The 18,549-nt window shown below is 38.7% G+C and carries 14 protein-coding genes, 1 tRNA gene, 1 rRNA gene and 2 pseudogenes; all 18 read left to right on the forward strand.

All coding sequences use genetic code 11. The features are described 5' to 3' along the window. On the forward strand, positions 1-1,365 hold the full coding sequence (gene dnaA, locus EL076_RS00005) for a chromosomal replication initiator protein DnaA (RefSeq protein WP_003095243.1): 1,365 nt from the start codon (positions 1-3) through the stop codon (positions 1,363-1,365). A gap of 154 nt (positions 1,366-1,519) precedes the next feature. After that, positions 1,520-2,656, forward strand: coding sequence for a DNA polymerase III subunit beta (gene dnaN, locus EL076_RS00010; RefSeq protein WP_003095281.1), 1,137 nt, complete (start codon positions 1,520-1,522; stop codon positions 2,654-2,656). 51 nt (positions 2,657-2,707) lie between these two features. Beyond that, positions 2,708-2,899, forward strand: coding sequence for a DUF951 domain-containing protein (locus EL076_RS00015; protein ID WP_003095294.1), 192 nt, complete (start codon positions 2,708-2,710; stop codon positions 2,897-2,899). Between the two features lie 210 nt (positions 2,900-3,109). Continuing rightward, positions 3,110-3,505, forward strand: a pseudogene (locus EL076_RS00020) (GTPase); the annotation flags it as partial. A gap of 38 nt (positions 3,506-3,543) precedes the next feature. Then, a complete protein-coding gene (locus EL076_RS00025; RefSeq protein WP_003095294.1) occupies positions 3,544-3,735 on the forward strand; it encodes a DUF951 domain-containing protein in 192 nt (63 codons plus the stop codon). 210 nt (positions 3,736-3,945) lie between these two features. Then, positions 3,946-5,061, forward strand: coding sequence for a redox-regulated ATPase YchF (gene ychF / locus EL076_RS00030; protein ID WP_002883967.1), 1,116 nt, complete (start codon positions 3,946-3,948; stop codon positions 5,059-5,061). Between the two features lie 72 nt (positions 5,062-5,133). Further along, entirely contained in the window at positions 5,134-5,703 is a 570-nt protein-coding gene (pth, locus tag EL076_RS00035; protein ID WP_003095239.1) for an aminoacyl-tRNA hydrolase, read from the forward strand. Beyond that, positions 5,696-9,202, forward strand: a complete 3,507-nt coding sequence (gene mfd, locus EL076_RS00040) for a transcription-repair coupling factor (RefSeq protein ID WP_126428857.1) — start codon at positions 5,696-5,698, stop codon at positions 9,200-9,202. The genes pth and mfd overlap by 8 nt, the downstream gene beginning before the upstream one ends. Positions 9,203-9,387: 185 nt before the next feature. Next, the gene (locus tag EL076_RS00045) at positions 9,388-9,663 is read left to right on the forward strand and encodes an RNA-binding S4 domain-containing protein (protein ID WP_002883975.1); all 276 of its coding nucleotides are present in this window, start codon (positions 9,388-9,390) and stop codon (positions 9,661-9,663) included. Further along, on the forward strand, positions 9,647-10,018 hold the full coding sequence (locus EL076_RS00050) for an FtsB family cell division protein (RefSeq protein ID WP_039976651.1): 372 nt from the start codon (positions 9,647-9,649) through the stop codon (positions 10,016-10,018). The genes EL076_RS00045 and EL076_RS00050 overlap by 17 nt, the downstream gene beginning before the upstream one ends. After that, complete coding sequence (locus EL076_RS00055) at positions 10,018-10,149, forward strand: SP_0009 family protein (RefSeq protein ID WP_117648668.1); 132 nt, start codon at positions 10,018-10,020, stop codon at positions 10,147-10,149. Before EL076_RS00050 ends, EL076_RS00055 begins: the two co-directional genes overlap by 1 nt. Further along, complete coding sequence (locus EL076_RS00060) at positions 10,146-11,438, forward strand: serine hydrolase (protein WP_117648667.1); 1,293 nt, start codon at positions 10,146-10,148, stop codon at positions 11,436-11,438. Before EL076_RS00055 ends, EL076_RS00060 begins: the two co-directional genes overlap by 4 nt. Continuing rightward, positions 11,438-12,703: a tRNA lysidine(34) synthetase TilS gene (gene tilS / locus EL076_RS00065; protein WP_126428859.1), complete on the forward strand. Its 1,266-nt coding sequence runs from the start codon at positions 11,438-11,440 to the stop codon at positions 12,701-12,703. Before EL076_RS00060 ends, tilS begins: the two co-directional genes overlap by 1 nt. Before the next feature lie 81 nt (positions 12,704-12,784). Beyond that, positions 12,785-13,327: a hypoxanthine phosphoribosyltransferase gene (gene hpt / locus EL076_RS00070; protein WP_003095247.1), complete on the forward strand. Its 543-nt coding sequence runs from the start codon at positions 12,785-12,787 to the stop codon at positions 13,325-13,327. Positions 13,328-13,346: 19 nt separating this feature from the next. After that, on the forward strand, positions 13,347-15,326 hold the full coding sequence (gene ftsH, locus EL076_RS00075; protein ID WP_003095700.1) for an ATP-dependent zinc metalloprotease FtsH: 1,980 nt from the start codon (positions 13,347-13,349) through the stop codon (positions 15,324-15,326). Between the two features lie 140 nt (positions 15,327-15,466). Next, positions 15,467-16,476, forward strand: a pseudogene (locus EL076_RS00080) (IS30 family transposase). Positions 16,477-16,835: 359 nt separating this feature from the next. Beyond that, positions 16,836-18,383, forward strand: a 16S ribosomal RNA gene (locus EL076_RS00085). Between the two features lie 54 nt (positions 18,384-18,437). Then, positions 18,438-18,510, forward strand: a tRNA-Ala gene (locus tag EL076_RS00090). Positions 18,511-18,549 lie beyond the last annotated feature (39 nt).

Here is an 18,549-nt window from a genome sequence, read left to right on the forward strand (position 1 = left end):
ATGACCGAAAAAGAGCATTTTTTTTGGAATAAGCTCTTAGAGCTGGCCAAAGAGGAACTAACACAAGCTACTTTTGATTATTATGTCCTAGATACCAAGCTCATCAAAATTCAAGATAACGTTGCTACAATTCTGCTTGAAGAAGTCAAGAAACTGTTCTGGGAAAAGAACATGCAATCTTTCATTTTGATGACTGGATTTGAAGTCTACAATAGTGAAATAAAAGTTGAATATGTCTTTGACGAGGCTCTCGTTAGCGAAATAAAACCAACTTTATCAAGCAATGACTTCAGCAATAAAAGGGAACAACAAACACCTGCTCTTCCCACTTTGAACTCGGACTTAAATAGTAAGTATACCTTTGATAATTTTATTCAAGGAGATGAAAACCGCTGGTCTGTAGCAGCCTCTCTAGCTGTAGCTGATTCACCAGGAGCGACTTATAACCCTTTATTCATTTATGGGGGACCTGGTCTCGGAAAAACTCACTTGCTCAATGCCATTGGTAATAAGGTCTTACATGATAATCCCCAAGCACGAATCAAATACATAACTGCCGAAAATTTTATTAACGAGTTTGTTTTACATATCCGTTTAGATAAAATGGATGAACTAAAGCTCAAATACCGCCATCTAGACGTGCTTTTAATTGATGATATACAATCGTTGGCTAAAAAGTCTACGCAAGCCACTCAAGAGGAATTTTTCAATACTTTCAATGTCCTTCACGATAATAATAAACAAATTGTCTTGACTAGCGACCGAAATCCAGATCAATTGAATGAAATGGAAGAGCGTCTTGTCACGCGCTTCAAATGGGGCTTGACTGTAAATATTACACCGCCTGACTTTGAAACCCGAGTTGCTATTCTTACCAATAAGATTATGGACTATGATTACCATTTTCCACCTGAAACAATTGAGTATTTAGCTGGCCAATTCGACTCAAATGTCCGCGACTTAGAGGGAGCTTTGAAAGATATTAGCTTAGTTGCAAATGTCCGCCAGTTAGATACGATCACAGTTGAAGTAGCTGCCGAAGCTATTCGTGCACGTAAAATAGATGGCCCTAAGTTAACGCTCATTCCGATTGAAGACATCCAAAGTGAGGTTGGGAAATTTTATAATGTCACGGTTAAAGAGATTAAGGCAACTAAGCGAACACAAAATATTGTCTTAGCTCGTCAGGTTGCTATGTATCTTGCGCGTGAAATGACTGATAACTCCCTCCCAAAAATTGGAAAAGAATTTGGAGGAAGAGATCACTCAACTGTTCTACATGCTTACAATAAAATCAAAAATATGCTTGCTCAAGATGACAGTTTACGCATTGAAATTGATACCATCAAAAACAAGATAAAATAACACCTGTGGATAACTACTAAAAATTATACACACTTTTCCACAAGATGTGCACAAGTCTAAAATCTTGATAAAACTATGATTTAGATACTTATGCACAATATCCACAAGACCTACTACTGCTACTAACATAATATTAATAAAATAAAGGAGCATCATGATTCAATTTGCGATTAATAAAGCTTATTTCCTACAAGCCCTTCATACAACTCGACGTGCTATTTCTTCAAAAAATGCTATTCCCATTCTATCAACTATAAAAATCGAAGTTACTAGTGATAGTATCTATTTAACAGGTTCAAATGGACAAATCTCAATAGAGAATAGTATCTCTGCTTCAGAAGAAAATGCAGGTCTATTAATTACACGACCAGGTAGTATCCTTTTAGAAGCGAACTTTTTCATCAACGTTGTCTCAAGCTTACCTGATGTTACTCTTACATTTGAAGAAATAGAACAATACCAAGTATTGCTAAAGAGTGGTAAATCAGAGATTACTCTAAAAGGAAAGGATGTTGAACAATATCCTCGTATTCAAGAAGTTGACAGCTTGACACCACTAGTTATGGACACTAAAGTGTTAAAATCTATCATTGCTGAAACGTCATTTGCAGCAAGCACGCAAGAAAGTCGTCCAATTTTAACTGGAGTTCACTTTGTTCTTTCAAATCACAAAGATCTTAAAGCTGTTGCCACTGATTCTCATCGTATGAGTCAACGTCAACTTGTTTTGGAACATTCTTCAGATAATTTTGATGTAGTAATCCCAAGCCGATCACTTAAAGAGTTATCAGCAGTCTTTAGTGATGGTATTGAAAATTTGGAAATTTTCTTCTCCGCAAATCAAATTCTATTCCGTAGTGAGACAATCTCTTTTTACACACGTCTACTAGAAGGAAATTATCCAGATACTAATCGTCTCTTGTCAGATTCATTTGAAACAGAGGTTGTGTTTGAGACAGCTAGCCTTCGTTCTGCTATGGAACGTTCCTATTTGATTTCAAATTCAAGTCAAAGTGGCACGGTGAAACTCGAAATCATCAATGGTAATGTTAGTGCTCATGTTAATTCACCTGAAGTCGGAAAGGTGAATGAAGATATTGATGTGCAAGACGTTTCAGGAAGTGATTTGGTCATTAGTTTCAATCCAACCTACCTAATAGATGCTTTGAAAGCTCTTAAGAGTGAGACTGTCCGTGTACGTTTCATTTCACCAGTGCGTCCATTTACTTTGACGCCAGCAGATGACAGTGAGAATTTTATTCAATTGATTACACCTGTAAGAACAAACTAAAATCGAAAAAGTTATCCACTGTGGATAACTTTTTTACTAGGGAGGAAGTTTATGTACCAAATTGGAAGTTTAGTTGAAATGAAAAAACCACATGCTTGTACCATCAAAGCAACAGGAAAAAAAGCTAACGAATGGGAAGTGACCCGTCTTGGAGCTGACATTAAGATTCGTTGTACGAATTGTGATCATGTAGTTATGATGGGTCGTCATGATTTCGAAAAGAAACTTAAGAAAGTTTTATAACAGCTATTATGAACGTCACTTACTACTAGATTCTTATATTAGAAAGCTATAACACTCTGGCAAAATAAAAAGTATCTAGGGCCCCTAATCGTTCTCCTTATAGCATTTTTTCTTACTTTCCTTTTTCTGATTCTCAAAGGAAAGTTGCCTATTTTTAACAATTTTTGTGTTATAATTAACTAAATTACTTTTTAATGGAGAAATAAATTAATGGCTTTAACAGCAGGTATTGTTGGTTTGCCGAATGTTGGTAAATCAACTCTTTTCAATGCAATTACAAAAGCAGGTGCGGAAGCTGCAAACTATCCTTTCGCAACAATTGATCCAAATGTTGGTATGGTTGAAGTACCAGATGAACGTTTGACAAAATTGACTGAACTTATCACACCTAAAAAGACAGTTCCAACTACCTTTGAGTTCACAGATATTGCGGGTATCGTAAAAGGAGCATCAAAGGGTGAAGGTCTTGGAAATAAGTTCTTGGCGAACATTCGTGAAGTAGATGCTATTGTTCATGTCGTTCGTGCTTTCGATGATGAAAATGTTATGCGTGAACAAGGGCGTGAGGATGCCTTTGTAGATCCGATGGCTGATATCGAAAAAGTTATCCACTGTGGATAACTTTTTTACTAGGGAGGAAGTTTATGTACCAAATTGGAAGTTTAGTTGAAATGAAAAAACCACATGCTTGTACCATCAAAGCAACAGGAAAAAAAGCTAACGAATGGGAAGTGACCCGTCTTGGAGCTGACATTAAGATTCGTTGTACGAATTGTGATCATGTAGTTATGATGGGTCGTCATGATTTCGAAAAGAAACTTAAGAAAGTTTTATAACAGCTATTATGAACGTCACTTACTACTAGATTCTTATATTAGAAAGCTATAACACTCTGGCAAAATAAAAAGTATCTAGGGCCCCTAATCGTTCTCCTTATAGCATTTTTTCTTACTTTCCTTTTTCTGATTCTCAAAGGAAAGTTGCCTATTTTTAACAATTTTTGTGTTATAATTAACTAAATTACTTTTTAATGGAGAAATAAATTAATGGCTTTAACAGCAGGTATTGTTGGTTTGCCGAATGTTGGTAAATCAACTCTTTTCAATGCAATTACAAAAGCAGGTGCGGAAGCTGCAAACTATCCTTTCGCAACAATTGATCCAAATGTTGGTATGGTTGAAGTACCAGATGAACGTTTGACAAAATTGACTGAACTTATCACACCTAAAAAGACAGTTCCAACTACCTTTGAGTTCACAGATATTGCGGGTATCGTAAAAGGAGCATCAAAGGGTGAAGGTCTTGGAAATAAGTTCTTGGCGAACATTCGTGAAGTAGATGCTATTGTTCATGTCGTTCGTGCTTTCGATGATGAAAATGTTATGCGTGAACAAGGGCGTGAGGATGCCTTTGTAGATCCGATGGCTGATATCGATACAATCAACCTAGAATTGATTTTGGCTGACCTTGAATCAATTAACAAACGTTATGCGCGTGTCGAAAAAATTGCGCGTACACAAAAAGATAAAGATTCTGTGGCAGAGTTTAATATTCTTCAAAAGATTAAACCCGTTCTAGAAGATGGTAAGTCTGCCCGTACAATTGATTTTACTGAGGAAGAACAAAAAATTGTTAAGGGACTTTTCCTCTTGACAACAAAACCAGTGCTTTATGTGGCTAACGTTGATGAAGACCAGGTTGCAAATCCTGATGATATTGATTATGTGAAGCAAATTCGCGAGTTTGCAGCGACTGAAAATGCAGAAGTAGTTGTTATTTCGGCTCGTGTTGAGGAAGAAATTTCTGAGTTGGATGATGAAGATAAGGAGATGTTCTTGGAAGATCTTGGTTTGACAGAGTCAGGAGTCGATAAACTAACACGCGCAGCATATCATTTGCTTGGTCTTGGAACTTATTTCACTGCCGGTGAAAAAGAGGTCCGCGCTTGGACCTTTAAACGAGGGATCAAGGCTCCACAAGCAGCTGGAATTATCCACTCTGACTTCGAGAAAGGATTTATTCGCGCTGTAACAATGTCGTATGACGATTTGATTAAATATGGCTCTGAGAAAGCTGTTAAAGAAGCTGGACGCCTTCGAGAAGAAGGAAAAGAGTATGTTGTCCAAGATGGTGACATCATGGAATTCCGTTTCAACGTTTAGAAAATAAAAAATAGTGCACAAGGCTGAAAAGTATTTTTCAGTCCTTTTGCTGTTTATCAAAGAGGAGAAATAATGACAAAATTAGTAGTTGGCTTGGGAAATCCTGGTTCAAAATACCATGAAACACGTCACAATGTTGGTTTTATGGCTATCGACCTAATAGCTAAAAAATTAGGATTAACCTTTTCTGAGGAAAAGACTTTTAAGGCTGAAGTAGCTTCAACCTTTTTAAACGGTGAGAAAGTTTATTTTGTTAAACCAACAACTTTTATGAATCTATCTGGTCTGGCTGTGAGAGCACTGCTAGCTTATTACAATATTCCCATGGAGGATTTTATCGTCATTTACGATGATTTAGATATGGAAGTTGGGAAATTGCGCTTTCGTCAAAAAGGCTCAGCAGGTGGTCATAATGGTATTAAATCTATCATTGCTGAAACTGGCACTCAAGAATTTGACCGTATAAAAATTGGTATTGGCCGCCCACAGAAAGGAATGACGGTCGTTAATCATGTCCTTGGAAAATTTAGTGAAGACGATTATGCCACAATTTTACTGACTTTAGACAAGGTAGAGACGGCCCTCAATCATTACCTTAAAACAAATGATTTCGAAGATACCATGAGGCGTTATAATGGCTAATACCCTATTAGATCTTTTTGAGAAGAATCATCAATTGCTTGAGTGGCGTGATAAGATAAGTTTATTGAGTAGGCAGTTGGTCATGGGATTTTCTGGTTCCAGCAAGGCAGTTGTCATGGCATCTGCTCTTTCTGAGCAGGTTCCTAAGATTTTAATAGTTACTTCAACACAAAATGAAGCTGAGCAACTGACAGGAGATTTGTCAGCTATCTTAGGAGAGGATAAGGTTTATTCTTTTTTTGCGGATGATGTATCAGCTGCAGAGTTTATCTTCGCTTCTCCAGAAAAGACCCATTCTCGTCTCGAAAGTCTTAATTTTTTAATAGATAAAGAGACAAGTGGAATCTTAGTTACGAGTTTAGTTGGTACTAAGTTACATTTGCCTAATCCTGAGGTTTATAAAGACTCCCGTATTGACTTAACACTAGGGGAGGAACATGATTTAGAGGCTCTCAGTAAGCATCTGACTCATATTGGATACCAAAGGGTAGAGCAGGTTCTCTCACCTGGTGAGTTCAGTCGTAGAGGCGATATTTTAGATATTTATGAACTGACTGCAGAACTCCCTTACCGTTTAGAATTTTTTGGAGACGAGATTGATGGTATTCGTCAGTTTGATAGCGATAGTCAGAAATCTTTAAACAATTTAGATCATGTTGTTATATCACCGGCGGATGATATTATCTTAACAAGAGAAGATTACCAACGTGCTGAGAAGGCCCTAGAAAGTGCAGTTTCAAAAGCAGAGGGTCCTCATAAGGCTTATCTTGAGGAAGTTCTATCAGTGACGATTGATGGTTACCGTCATAAAGATTTACGTAAGTTTTTGTCTCTCTTTTATGACAAAGCTTATACCTTGTTTGACTATCTTCCAAAGGGGACTCCTGTATTCGTTGATGATTTTCAAAAGATAGTGGACCGCCACGGACGTCTTGAATTAGAAGTAGCTAATCTTTTAACTGAGGATCTTCATCAGGGCAAGTCTCTGAGTTATCTAAACTACTTCGTGGATTCATTTAAGACTTTACGTAACTATCAGCCAGCTAGCTTCTTTTCTAATTTTCATAAGGGATTAGGAAATCTTAAATTTGATAAGTTGTATCAATTCACTCAATACCCTATGCAGGAGTTTTTCAACCAATTTCCGCTACTGGTTGACGAAATTCATCGTTATACTAAGAATAAGGCAACGGTTATTTTACAAGTGGGGTCTGAAAAGCAACTCAAATCTTTGAAGGAAACCTTGGAAGAATATGATTTAGATTTACCTCTTAGTAGGTTTGGAGATTTGATTCCTTATAAGCCTCAATTAGTTCTAGGAAACTTATCCAATGGTTTTTACTTTGCTGATGAAAAGCTTGTTCTGGTCACTGAACGTGAGATTTTCCATAAAAAAGTAAAACGTCGTGCGCGTGCCAGTCACGTTTCCAATGCTGAGCGTCTAAAAGATTACAATGAGCTTGAAAAAGGTGATTATGTTGTACATCAGACTCATGGTATCGGGCAATTTAAAGGTATCGAGACTATTGAGATTAAAGGGGTGCATCGTGACTACTTGACCATCCAATATCAGGATGCTGCAACAATTTCTCTACCTGTTGAGCAGATTGAGAGTCTCTCTAAGTATGTATCAGCGGACGGGAAAGAGCCCAAAATTAATAAACTCAATGATGGGCGTTTCCAAAAGACTAAACAAAAAGTAAGTAAGCAAGTAGAGGATATTGCTGATGACCTCCTAAAACTCTATGCAGAGCGTAGTCAACTTAAAGGTTTTGCATTTTCACCAGATGATGATAATCAAAGAGATTTCGAAGATGATTTCGCCTATGCTGAGACAGAAGATCAATTGCGTTCTATCAAGGAAATTAAGGCAGACATGGAGTCAGACAAGCCTATGGATCGTCTCTTGGTTGGTGATGTTGGTTTTGGTAAGACAGAGGTAGCCATGCGTGCTGCTTTCAAGGCGGTTAATGATGGAAAGCAAGTTGCTATCCTAGTGCCTACAACAGTTCTTGCCCATCAGCATTATTTGAATTTTAAAGAGCGTTTTGAAAATCATGCCGTTGAAGTAGATGAACTCAGTCGTTTTAGAAGTAAAAAAGAGCAAAATGAGACTATTGAAAATCTAGCTAAAGGACGTATTGATATTATTATTGGTACCCACCGCTTGTTGTCTAAAGATGTTAAGTTTTCTGATTTAGGCTTGCTAGTAATTGATGAAGAACAACGTTTTGGCGTGAAGCATAAAGAGAAACTTAAGGAGTTGAAAGCTAAAGTTGATGTCCTTACTCTAACTGCGACCCCTATTCCTCGTACACTCCATATGTCTATGTTGGGTATTCGTGATTTGTCGATTATTGAGACAGCACCTACCAACCGTTATCCAGTTCAAACTTATGTTATGGAAACCAATCCTGGTCTTATTCGAGAAGCGATATTAAGGGAGATGGACCGAGGTGGCCAGATTTTTTATATTTATAATCGTGTTGAAACCATTGATCAAAAAGTTTCTGAACTGCATGAGATAGTCCCTGAAGCACGTATCGGATTTGTTCATGGTCAGATGAGTGAGGTTATGTTGGAGAATACCCTCTTGGATTTTTTGAATGGCGATTACGATGTTTTGGTAGCAACGACCATTATCGAAACAGGAATTGATATCTCCAATGTTAATACACTTTTCATTGAGAATGCAGATCATATGGGCTTGTCTACTCTTTATCAGCTAAGAGGTCGCGTGGGACGTAGTAATCGAATTGCTTATGCCTACCTCATGTATCGTCCTGACAAAGTGTTGACAGAAGTCTCAGAGAAGCGTTTGGATGCTATTAAGGGGTTTACAGAACTGGGATCAGGTTTCAAAATTGCTATGCGTGATTTATCGATTCGCGGTGCAGGGAATATTCTCGGTTCTTCTCAAAGCGGTTTCATTGACTCAGTCGGATTTGAAATGTACTCGCAACTATTGGAAGAGGCTATCAATAAGCGTCAAGGTAAAACTCAGGTTCGTCGAAAAGGAAATGCAGAGTTCAATCTTCAGATTGATGCTTACCTCCCTTATGACTACATTTCTGACGAGCGCCAAAAAATTGAAATTTATAAGCGTATTCGTGAAATCGAGAATCAGAAAGACTATCAGGACCTTCAGGATGAGATTATTGACCGTTTTGGAGAATATCCAGACCAAGTTGCCTATCTCATTGAGATTGGTCTGGTTAAGGCATATTTAGATGCTGCCTTTGCAGAATTAGTTGAGCGTAAGAACGATACTATCACTGTTCGTTTCGAAAAATCCTCTCTTAAATTCTTCTTGACTCAAGACTATTTCGAAGCCATCTCTAAAACGCATTTAAAAGCAAAAATCAGTGATAACCAGGGGAAAGTAGAGATTATTTTTGATGTTCGTAACAAGAAAGACTATGAAATCCTTGAAGAATTAAAGATTTTTGGTCAGACATTTATGGAAATTAAAAAACGTAAAGAAAAAAAAGAAGCTTAAGGAAAGTTTAAGTAAGTCTCTATATACTATAAAACATCCTAAAACTTTTCTTTTTCATAAATCTCCTGAGAGGGTCGACTAGTGTCGCTCCTCTTATTTTTGTGTTTGAAAAGGCTTTAGTCACCTATTTTCTAAAAAAAATGCTATCATAGAAGAGATATCCTAACGAAAAGGAAACAGTAATATTGAGATTAGACAAATATTTAAAAGTATCACGAATTATCAAACGTCGTCCAGTGGCTAAAGAAGTAGCTGATAAAGGACGTATTAAAGTAAATGGTGTACTCGCTAAGTCATCTACAGATTTAAAAATTGGTGACCAAGTGGAAGTTCGTTTTGGAAATAAACTATTGACAGTCCGTGTTCTAGAAATGAAAGATAGTACGAAAAAAGAAGATGCGGCAAAAATGTACGAGATTATAAGTGAAACAAGGATTGAAGCAGATGAGCAAGAAGCCTAATATTGTACAGCTTACGAACGATTACATTGATAATGCCAATCAAGAGCAACGATTAGAGCGTGCCGAACATGAACAAAGAAATCGCTTCATGGGGTGGATTCTCTTTGTGGTTGTTTTACTCTTTATCTTGCCAACGTATAATCTAGTTGAAACTTATATGAATATTAAACAGCAAGAGAAGGAAGTCTTGTCATTCCAGAAAGACTATGATAAATTGTCAGATCAGACAAAGGAACGAAAGGATTTGGCTAAAAAACTTAAGGATGATACTTTCGCTGAGAAATATGCGCGTGCTAAGTATTACTATTCACGTGAAGGAGAGTCTATCTATCCTGTACCAAGCTTATTACCCTAATGAAAGATTTACTTAAAACTGTAGAAACTTTTTTAACCTATTCGGAAGCCAAGTTAGAGGAACTATCAGAAAAAAATCAGCAACTTAAAACGGATGTACAGAGGAAGGAGGAGGTGAAGAAACAAGCATGAAAAAGCTCTTAATAGCTGCAACTGCTGTGCTTGTTTCTTCCAGCCCTTTAATCCTACTTCCTATGGAGAAAGAGCTAACTCTGACCTCAAAACAGGTTCAAAAGTTGGCTCAAAATACTACAGTTAGTCTGAGTCAGTTTAAACAGATTCCTAAAAATCCACGAACAGTAACAAGTATCTTAACTTATAAGAACAAGGAATTAACAGATTTTAAGACCAATATTCAAGCAGATACCAAACTATCAATTTCTGCTATTTCTTGGAATGCTAAAGGTGAACCTGTTTTCCAACTTCAAGATGGTGATTATGTAGCAGCTAGTCAGAAATCAATTATTGATGATAGTGTCTATGATCAAAAACCAGTAGACATGACCTTATGGACTAAAGATGGCTTAACAGTTTACAAAGAACCCTACGTTTCAGGTACTGACAAAGCTGACTCTAAACTAGCTAGTTTCAAACCGATAAAGGTTAGCCGAGCTGCCCAGACGCATGCTGGTACTTATTATTTTGCAGATGGAGAAGGTTGGATCAATGCCTCTGACTTGTCAACTACTGATAATCGCATCGAGGCTGTTCAAAAAGTACTAAACGAGAAGTATAACAATCAAGAGAGCATCTCAGTTTATGTTAAGCAGCTTGATACAGACCGTATAGCAGCTATCAATGACGAAAAAAGCATGTATGCAGCTAGTGTAGCCAAGCTAGGTGTACTCTATTATGCACAGGAACGTCTGTCTCAAAAGAAATTATCATTATCAGATGAGTATCAATATACCTCTGCTGTGAATGGTTTTCCAGGTGCTTATGATCCAGATGGCTCAGGAAAGATTAGTAAGATGCCTGATGACAAGAATTATAGCTTGGAAAACTTGTTAAAGGCTGTAGCTCAAAATTCAGATAATGTGGCGACAAATATCTTAGGTTATTATGCAGCCAATCAGTATGATAAAGCCTTCCAAAAATCAGTAGATAAAGCTGCAGCAACCTCTTGGAATATGGATAAAAAAGAGTTGACTGCCAAAGCAGCAGGTACTTTGATGGAGGCTGTTTATAGGCAAAATGGGGATATTATTAATTATCTTTCAAGTACAGACTATGATGGCGAACGTATTTCAAAAAATATTGATGTCCCTGTTGCGCATAAAATAGGGGATGCCTACGACTTTAAACATGATGTCGCTATTGTCTATACAGATTCTCCCTTTATTCTATCGATTTTTACGGATAAAGAAGGCTATGACAAAATCACCTCAATTGCAGATGATGTTTATGGAATTTTAAAATAATGACAGAAAAATTGTTGCAAATGATACAAGCAAAAGGTTATTTTAACCAACACAAGAAAATTTTAGTAGCAGTATCAGGTGGAGCAGACTCGATGAGTTTGTTGCACTTTTTGTATAACCATCAAAAAGATTTGGATATTCAGCTGGGCATTGCTCACGTTAACCATAAGCAACGGCAAGAATCGGAGTACGAAGAAGATTATTTACGTCATTGGGCAAAGGAACATAAGATACCTTTTCACTATAGCGCATTCTCAGGAAAGTTTTCAGAAAATGCCGCCCGTACTTTTCGCTATGATTTTTTTAAGCAGATTATGAAAGAAGCTGACTACTCTGCTCTTGTCACGGCCCATCATGCTGATGATCAGGCCGAGACGATTTTTATGAGACTCTTGAGAGGAAGTCGTTTAAGACATCTGAGTGGGATTTGTGATGTAAGATCATTTGGCACTGGTCAGATTATTCGTCCTTTTTTGCATATTCCGAAAGCGCAACTTCCCATAACCTTTCATTTTGAAGATAAGAGTAATTCTTCTTTAGCCTATCTCCGAAATCGCATTAGACTGACCTATATCCCTACTCTATCTCAGGAAAATCCTAAATTTAAGGAGCATCTTTGTCTTCTAGCAGATGAGATTGCCCTTATGGGAAAAGCATTAGAGGAGTTAACGAAGGATATTACTATAACCGATTTGTCTGTTTTTCAACAACAGACAGATGCTGTCCAATACCTTCTTATTCAGAGTTATTTAGAATCCTTTCCTGATTTACAGCTTTCAAAAGGTCAGTTCAATCAATTGATGAGTTACCTAAGAAAAAAAACTTCAGGAAAAATGCCACTAAAAAATGGTTACGTGTTAGTCAAAACACAGACGGATTTTTTAATAACCAAAGAAGAGTCTATCCTCCTATCTCCTCCAAGTCTCCTAGAATTTGGAAAATCTATTGTGTTTGAGGAACACACATTAATTTTTTCTGAACCATATATTGTTTCTAACGTGAATACTATTAATATTTGGTCAGATGCCCCGATACTGATTCGTCATAGACATGAAGGTGATATGATTGACTTGGGTACTCACCACAAAAAAATAAGACGATTATTCATAGACAATAAAATTTCATATAAGGAGCGACAAAAAGCTATTATAGGAGAACAAGATGGTCAGATTATCTTTCTTTATGTCTCCGGGCGTCTCTATTTGAAAAAAAAGCCCGAAAATGCTATACTTTATGGCACTGTGGTGATTTATAAGAATTTCTAATCAAATGCCATGTTTAAATAACGACGATTGAAGTAAAAGTGTTATAATAAGAGAATATTGACTTCGAGAAAGGGAAACCAAATGTTAGAGAAAGACATTAAAAAAATCCTCTTTTCCCAAGAGGATATCGTAACTAAAACTAAAGAGCTAGGTCAACAACTGACAAAGGATTATGCAGGAAAAAATCCCCTTTTAGTCGGTGTTTTAAAAGGTGCTGTTCCATTTATGGCAGAACTTATCAAACATATCGACACCCATATTGAGATGGACTTTATGGTCGTTTCAAGTTATGGTGGCGGAACTGTCAGCAGTGGTGAAGTAAAGATTCTTAAAGATGTTGATACTAATGTTGAAGGACGAGACATCATCTTTATTGAAGATATCATTGATACAGGTCGTACGCTCCTTTATCTTCGAGATATGTTCAAGTACCGTAAAGCCAATTCAGTCAAAATCGCAACTCTTTTTGATAAACCAGAAGGTCGTGTTGTTGATATTGAGGCAGATTACGTATGTTACGATGTTCCTAATGAATTTATCGTTGGTTTCGGACTAGACTATGATGAAAAATACCGTAACCTTCCTTATGTCGGTGTCTTAAAAGAAGAAATTTATACAAAATAAGTAAAGGTCTAATTAATTTATGAATAATAAAAATAATAATGGCTTCTTACGGAACGCTTTTCTCTACATCATAGTTATTATTGCGGTTGTAACCGGAGTACAATACTTTGCAGGAGGAAGCCAAAGCTCAAGTCAACAATTGTCTTACACACAGTTGGTTAAGAAAATTGAAGATGGTAAGGTAAAATCTATCACTTATCAGCCAGACGGTAGTATCATTGAAATTAAAGGTAGCTACAAAAAGGCTGAAAAGATTGATACTGACCTTAGTCTACCATTTTTAGGTAGTGCATCATCAGAGACACGTAGCTTTACATCGACTGTGCTGCAGAATGAAACAACTATGCAGAAATTGCAGTCAGCATCAGAAGCAGCTAATGTTAATGTTAAAATGATACGTGAAAGTTCAAGTGGTGCTTGGATTTCATATCTTTTTAGTTACCTACCTTTGATTGGGATTGCTATTTTCTTCCTTTTCATGATGAATCAAGGTGGTAACCGCGGTGCCATGAACTTTGGCCGTAATCGTGCTAAAACCCAGTCAAAAGAAAATATTAAAGTTCGCTTTACAGATGTAGCCGGTGCAGAAGAAGAAAAAGAAGAACTTGTAGAAGTAGTAGATTTCCTCAAAAATCCACGTAAATATAAAGCTCTGGGTGCACGTATTCCTAAAGGAGTCCTCCTCGAAGGCCCTCCAGGAACAGGTAAAACCCTCCTTGCTAAAGCAGTGGCTGGTGAAGCTGATGTACCATTCTTTAGCATCTCAGGTTCTGATTTTGTAGAAATGTTTGTCGGTGTTGGAGCTAGTCGTGTCCGTAGTCTGTTTGAAGATGCTAAAAAGGCAGAACGTGCTATTATTTTTATTGATGAAATCGATGCGGTTGGGCGTCGTCGTGGTACTGGAATGGGCGGTGGTAACGACGAACGCGAACAAACCCTTAACCAACTATTGATTGAAATGGATGGTTTTGATGGAAATGAGAATATCATTGTCATTGCTGCAACCAACCGTAGTGATGTTCTTGATCCAGCCCTCCTACGTCCAGGACGTTTTGACCGTAAAGTTCTTGTTGGTCGCCCAGATGTAAAAGGCCGAGAGGCTATCTTGAAAGTCCATGCCAAGAATAAACCATTGGCTGAAGATGTTGACCTTAAAGTTGTTGCTCAACAAACTCCAGGTTTTGTTGGAGCAGACTTGGAGAATGTCTTGAATGAAGCAGCTCTAGTTGCTGCACGACGTAGTAAGACTAGAATTGATGCTAGTGATATCGACGAAGCAGAGGATCGTGTTATTGCTGGACCATCTAAGAAAGACCGCCAAGTTTCAGAACACGAACGTAAAGTTGTGGCTTACCATGAAGCGGGTCATACAATTGTTGGTTTAACACTTTCTAGCGCTCGTGATGTTCACAAGGTTACTATTGTTCCACGAGGTCGCGCAGGTGGTTATATGATTTCTCTACCAAAAGAGGATCAGATGTTGTCATCTAAAGATGAGCTAAAAGAACAATTGGCAGGTCTTATGGGTGGACGTGTTGCAGAAGAAATTATTTTCAACGTTCAAACATCAGGTGCTTCAAATGACTTTGAGCAAGCGACACAGTTGGCACGTGCAATGGTTACTGAATATGGTATGAGCGAAAAACTTGGACCAGTCCAATATGAAGGTAATCATGCGATGAATCCAGGACAATTTACGCCAGACAAGTCTTACTCAGCTCATACAGCTCAACTTATTGACGAAGAAATTCGATCACTTTTAGTTGAGGCACACGACAGAGCAGCCGAAATTATCAATGAAAACCGAGACACACATGCTCTTATTGCAGAAGCTTTGCTTAAGTATGAAACACTTGACGCTGCACAAATCAAATCAATTTATGAGACTGGTAAGATGCCAGTAGATTCTCTTGAAGATTCAGAAGAAGATAACCACGCTTTATCTTTTGATGAAGTGAAAGAGAGATTGGAAAACAAAAATAAAGATGAAGAAGAGTAGAATTTTCTACTCTTCTTTCTATTTTCAGTAAAAAGGTCTCTAAAAAATAAACTAGCCCTGTTGTAAAATGAAGTGCAACAAAAAAGACATGTTCATCTGATATACTAGAGTTGCGAAAAACAGTATAAAGGAAGATGAACATGTCCACTAATTATTCTACCACAAATCAATCATACAAGCACTTATCTGAAGCTGAGCGAGGGGAAATTGAAGCTTATTTAAGCGTAGGACTCAAACCTGCTGAGATTACTCGTAGACTAGGGAGAAATCGCTCTACTATTACTCGTGAAATTAATCGTAGTTCCATAACACAAGTGAAAAAAGTAAATGGGCAGAAGGTCTATTACCACCACTATTATGCAGATGTTGCTCATAACCGTTATCGTCATGCTAGAGAAGCCAGCTATTATCTGAAACTGGATTGTGTATCGGATGACTTTCTGAGAGCATTTACAGAAGCAATGAGAGAGAAACCAAGGGTGCATAGCGTGGATACCTTTGTTCATACCTATAGACTCCAACATGTAGATAAAGTTGTTCCTTCAACCAAGACGCTCTATAACTATATTCATCAAGGATTGTTAGAGATTAAGGTCATTGATTTGCCGAGAGCAGTGCGGATCCGTAAGAAAATTACCAAGCGCCCCTCTACCAATAAACATCTAGGAAAGTCAATTGAAGAAAGGCCAGAAGAAATCAATAATTGTTCCCGTTTTGGAGATTCGGAAATCGATTCTGTTCTGGGTGGAAAGACAATAGGAGCGCCTTCTATTCTGAACTTGGTAGAACGACAGTCACAAAGAAACTCGTGGAAAAGAAAGCAGAGTATGTCAATCAAGCAGTCTTAGAGTGTATGAAACTTTATCCCATTAAGTCCATAACTGCAGATAATGGAAACGAATTTTCATCATTGAGTAAGATAGAGGGATTAGATGTTTATTTTGCACATGCCTATTCATCTTATGAACGAGGTACAAATGAGAATTTCAATGGATCACTAAGAGAGTTCATTCCGAAGGGGTGTTCGTTAAAAGAACTAAATCAGAATCTTTTAGAGGACTATACAAAGGCTATCAATGAAAAAAGGCCTATACGAATTCATGGCTATCAGTCTGCAAAAAAGCTGTTTGAGCTAACTCAAACAGCTTGAAAGATACTCACTTAATCAGAGTAACAACTTTGTTGCACTTGACTTGACAATTAGGGGTAAAAAATAAAATAAAAATAGCGGTAAGTTATTGACAAGTTTAAGCAGAGATGATATTATAAATAAGCTGTTTCGAAAGGGACGGCAAACGCCAAGAAGTGAAAAAAACTTTAAAAAAGGTGTTGACAAGATATTCTATCTTTGCTAGAATATAGAAGTTGTCTCAAGAGAGACAAAGACCTTTGAGAACTGAATAAGAAACCAAGTGCAGGGTTATGATAGAAGAATTATAACCTGTCAATTTACAAGAATAAATCGTCAGACGACGGTAATGAGTTAACGCTCGAACAATTATTAAAGATTTTAATGAGAGTTTGATCCTGGCTCAGGACGAACGCTGGCGGCGTGCCTAATACATGCAAGTAGAACGCTGAAGAGAGGAGCTTGCTCTTCTTGAATGAGTTGCGAACGGGTGAGTAACGCGTAGGTAACCTGCCTTGTAGCGGGGGATAACTATTGGAAACGATAGCTAATACCGCATAACAATGGGTGACACATGTCATTTATTTGAAAGGGGCAATTGCTCCACTACAAGATGGACCTGCGTTGTATTAGCTAGTAGGTGAGGTAACGGCTCACCTAGGCGACGATACATAGCCGACCTGAGAGGGTGATCGGCCACACTGGGACTGAGACACGGCCCAGACTCCTACGGGAGGCAGCAGTAGGGAATCTTCGGCAATGGGGGCAACCCTGACCGAGCAACGCCGCGTGAGTGAAGAAGGTTTTCGGATCGTAAAGCTCTGTTGTAAGTCAAGAACGAGTGTGAGAGTGGAAAGTTCACACTGTGACGGTAGCTTACCAGAAAGGGACGGCTAACTACGTGCCAGCAGCCGCGGTAATACGTAGGTCCCGAGCGTTGTCCGGATTTATTGGGCGTAAAGCGAGCGCAGGCGGTTTGATAAGTCTGAAGTTAAAGGCTGTGGCTCAACCATAGTTCGCTTTGGAAACTGTCAAACTTGAGTGCAGAAGGGGAGAGTGGAATTCCATGTGTAGCGGTGAAATGCGTAGATATATGGAGGAACACCGGTGGCGAAAGCGGCTCTCTGGTCTGTAACTGACGCTGAGGCTCGAAAGCGTGGGGAGCGAACAGGATTAGATACCCTGGTAGTCCACGCCGTAAACGATGAGTGCTAGGTGTTGGATCCTTTCCGGGATTCAGTGCCGCAGCTAACGCATTAAGCACTCCGCCTGGGGAGTACGACCGCAAGGTTGAAACTCAAAGGAATTGACGGGGGCCCGCACAAGCGGTGGAGCATGTGGTTTAATTCGAAGCAACGCGAAGAACCTTACCAGGTCTTGACATCCCGATGCTATTTCTAGAGATAGAAAGTTACTTCGGTACATCGGTGACAGGTGGTGCATGGTTGTCGTCAGCTCGTGTCGTGAGATGTTGGGTTAAGTCCCGCAACGAGCGCAACCCCTATTGTTAGTTGCCATCATTCAGTTGGGCACTCTAGCGAGACTGCCGGTAATAAACCGGAGGAAGGTGGGGATGACGTCAAATCATCATGCCCCTTATGACCTGGGCTACACACGTGCTACAATGGTTGGTACAACGAGTTGCGAGTCGGTGACGGCAAGCTAATCTCTTAAAGCCAATCTCAGTTCGGATTGTAGGCTGCAACTCGCCTACATGAAGTCGGAATCGCTAGTAATCGCGGATCAGCACGCCGCGGTGAATACGTTCCCGGGCCTTGTACACACCGCCCGTCACACCACGAGAGTTTGTAACACCCGAAGTCGGTGAGGTAACCTTTTGGAGCCAGCCGCCTAAGGTGGGATAGATGATTGGGGTGAAGTCGTAACAAGGTAGCCGTATCGGAAGGTGCGGCTGGATCACCTCCTTTCTAAGGAAAAACGGAATGTACTTGAGTTTCTTATTTAGTTTTGAGAGGTCTTGTGGGGCCTTAGCTCAGCTGGGAGAGCGCCTGCTTTGCACGCAGGAGGTCAGCGGTTCGATCCCGCTAGGCTCCATTGAATCGAAAGATTCAAGTATTGTCCATTGAAAATTGA

Source organism: Streptococcus vestibularis (assembly GCF_900636445.1).
In the GTDB taxonomy this organism is placed as follows: domain Bacteria; phylum Bacillota; class Bacilli; order Lactobacillales; family Streptococcaceae; genus Streptococcus; species Streptococcus vestibularis.

Excerpts from the sequence above, each read along its gene's own strand:
- dnaA (WP_003095243.1), top strand. The coding sequence starts at position 1 with ATGACCGAAAAAGAGCATTTTTTTTGGAATAAGCTCTTAGAGCTGGCC.
- dnaN (WP_003095281.1), top strand. The coding sequence starts at position 1,520 with ATGATTCAATTTGCGATTAATAAAGCTTATTTCCTACAAGCCCTTCAT.
- EL076_RS00015 (WP_003095294.1), top strand. The coding sequence starts at position 2,708 with ATGTACCAAATTGGAAGTTTAGTTGAAATGAAAAAACCACATGCTTGT.
- EL076_RS00025 (WP_003095294.1), top strand. The coding sequence starts at position 3,544 with ATGTACCAAATTGGAAGTTTAGTTGAAATGAAAAAACCACATGCTTGT.
- ychF (WP_002883967.1), top strand. The coding sequence starts at position 3,946 with ATGGCTTTAACAGCAGGTATTGTTGGTTTGCCGAATGTTGGTAAATCA.
- pth (WP_003095239.1), top strand. The coding sequence starts at position 5,134 with ATGACAAAATTAGTAGTTGGCTTGGGAAATCCTGGTTCAAAATACCAT.
- mfd (WP_126428857.1), top strand. The coding sequence starts at position 5,696 with ATGGCTAATACCCTATTAGATCTTTTTGAGAAGAATCATCAATTGCTT.
- EL076_RS00050 (WP_039976651.1), top strand. The coding sequence starts at position 9,647 with ATGAGCAAGAAGCCTAATATTGTACAGCTTACGAACGATTACATTGAT.
- EL076_RS00055 (WP_117648668.1), top strand. The coding sequence starts at position 10,018 with ATGAAAGATTTACTTAAAACTGTAGAAACTTTTTTAACCTATTCGGAA.
- EL076_RS00060 (WP_117648667.1), top strand. The coding sequence starts at position 10,146 with ATGAAAAAGCTCTTAATAGCTGCAACTGCTGTGCTTGTTTCTTCCAGC.
- tilS (WP_126428859.1), top strand. The coding sequence starts at position 11,438 with ATGACAGAAAAATTGTTGCAAATGATACAAGCAAAAGGTTATTTTAAC.
- hpt (WP_003095247.1), top strand. The coding sequence starts at position 12,785 with ATGTTAGAGAAAGACATTAAAAAAATCCTCTTTTCCCAAGAGGATATC.
- ftsH (WP_003095700.1), top strand. The coding sequence starts at position 13,347 with ATGAATAATAAAAATAATAATGGCTTCTTACGGAACGCTTTTCTCTAC.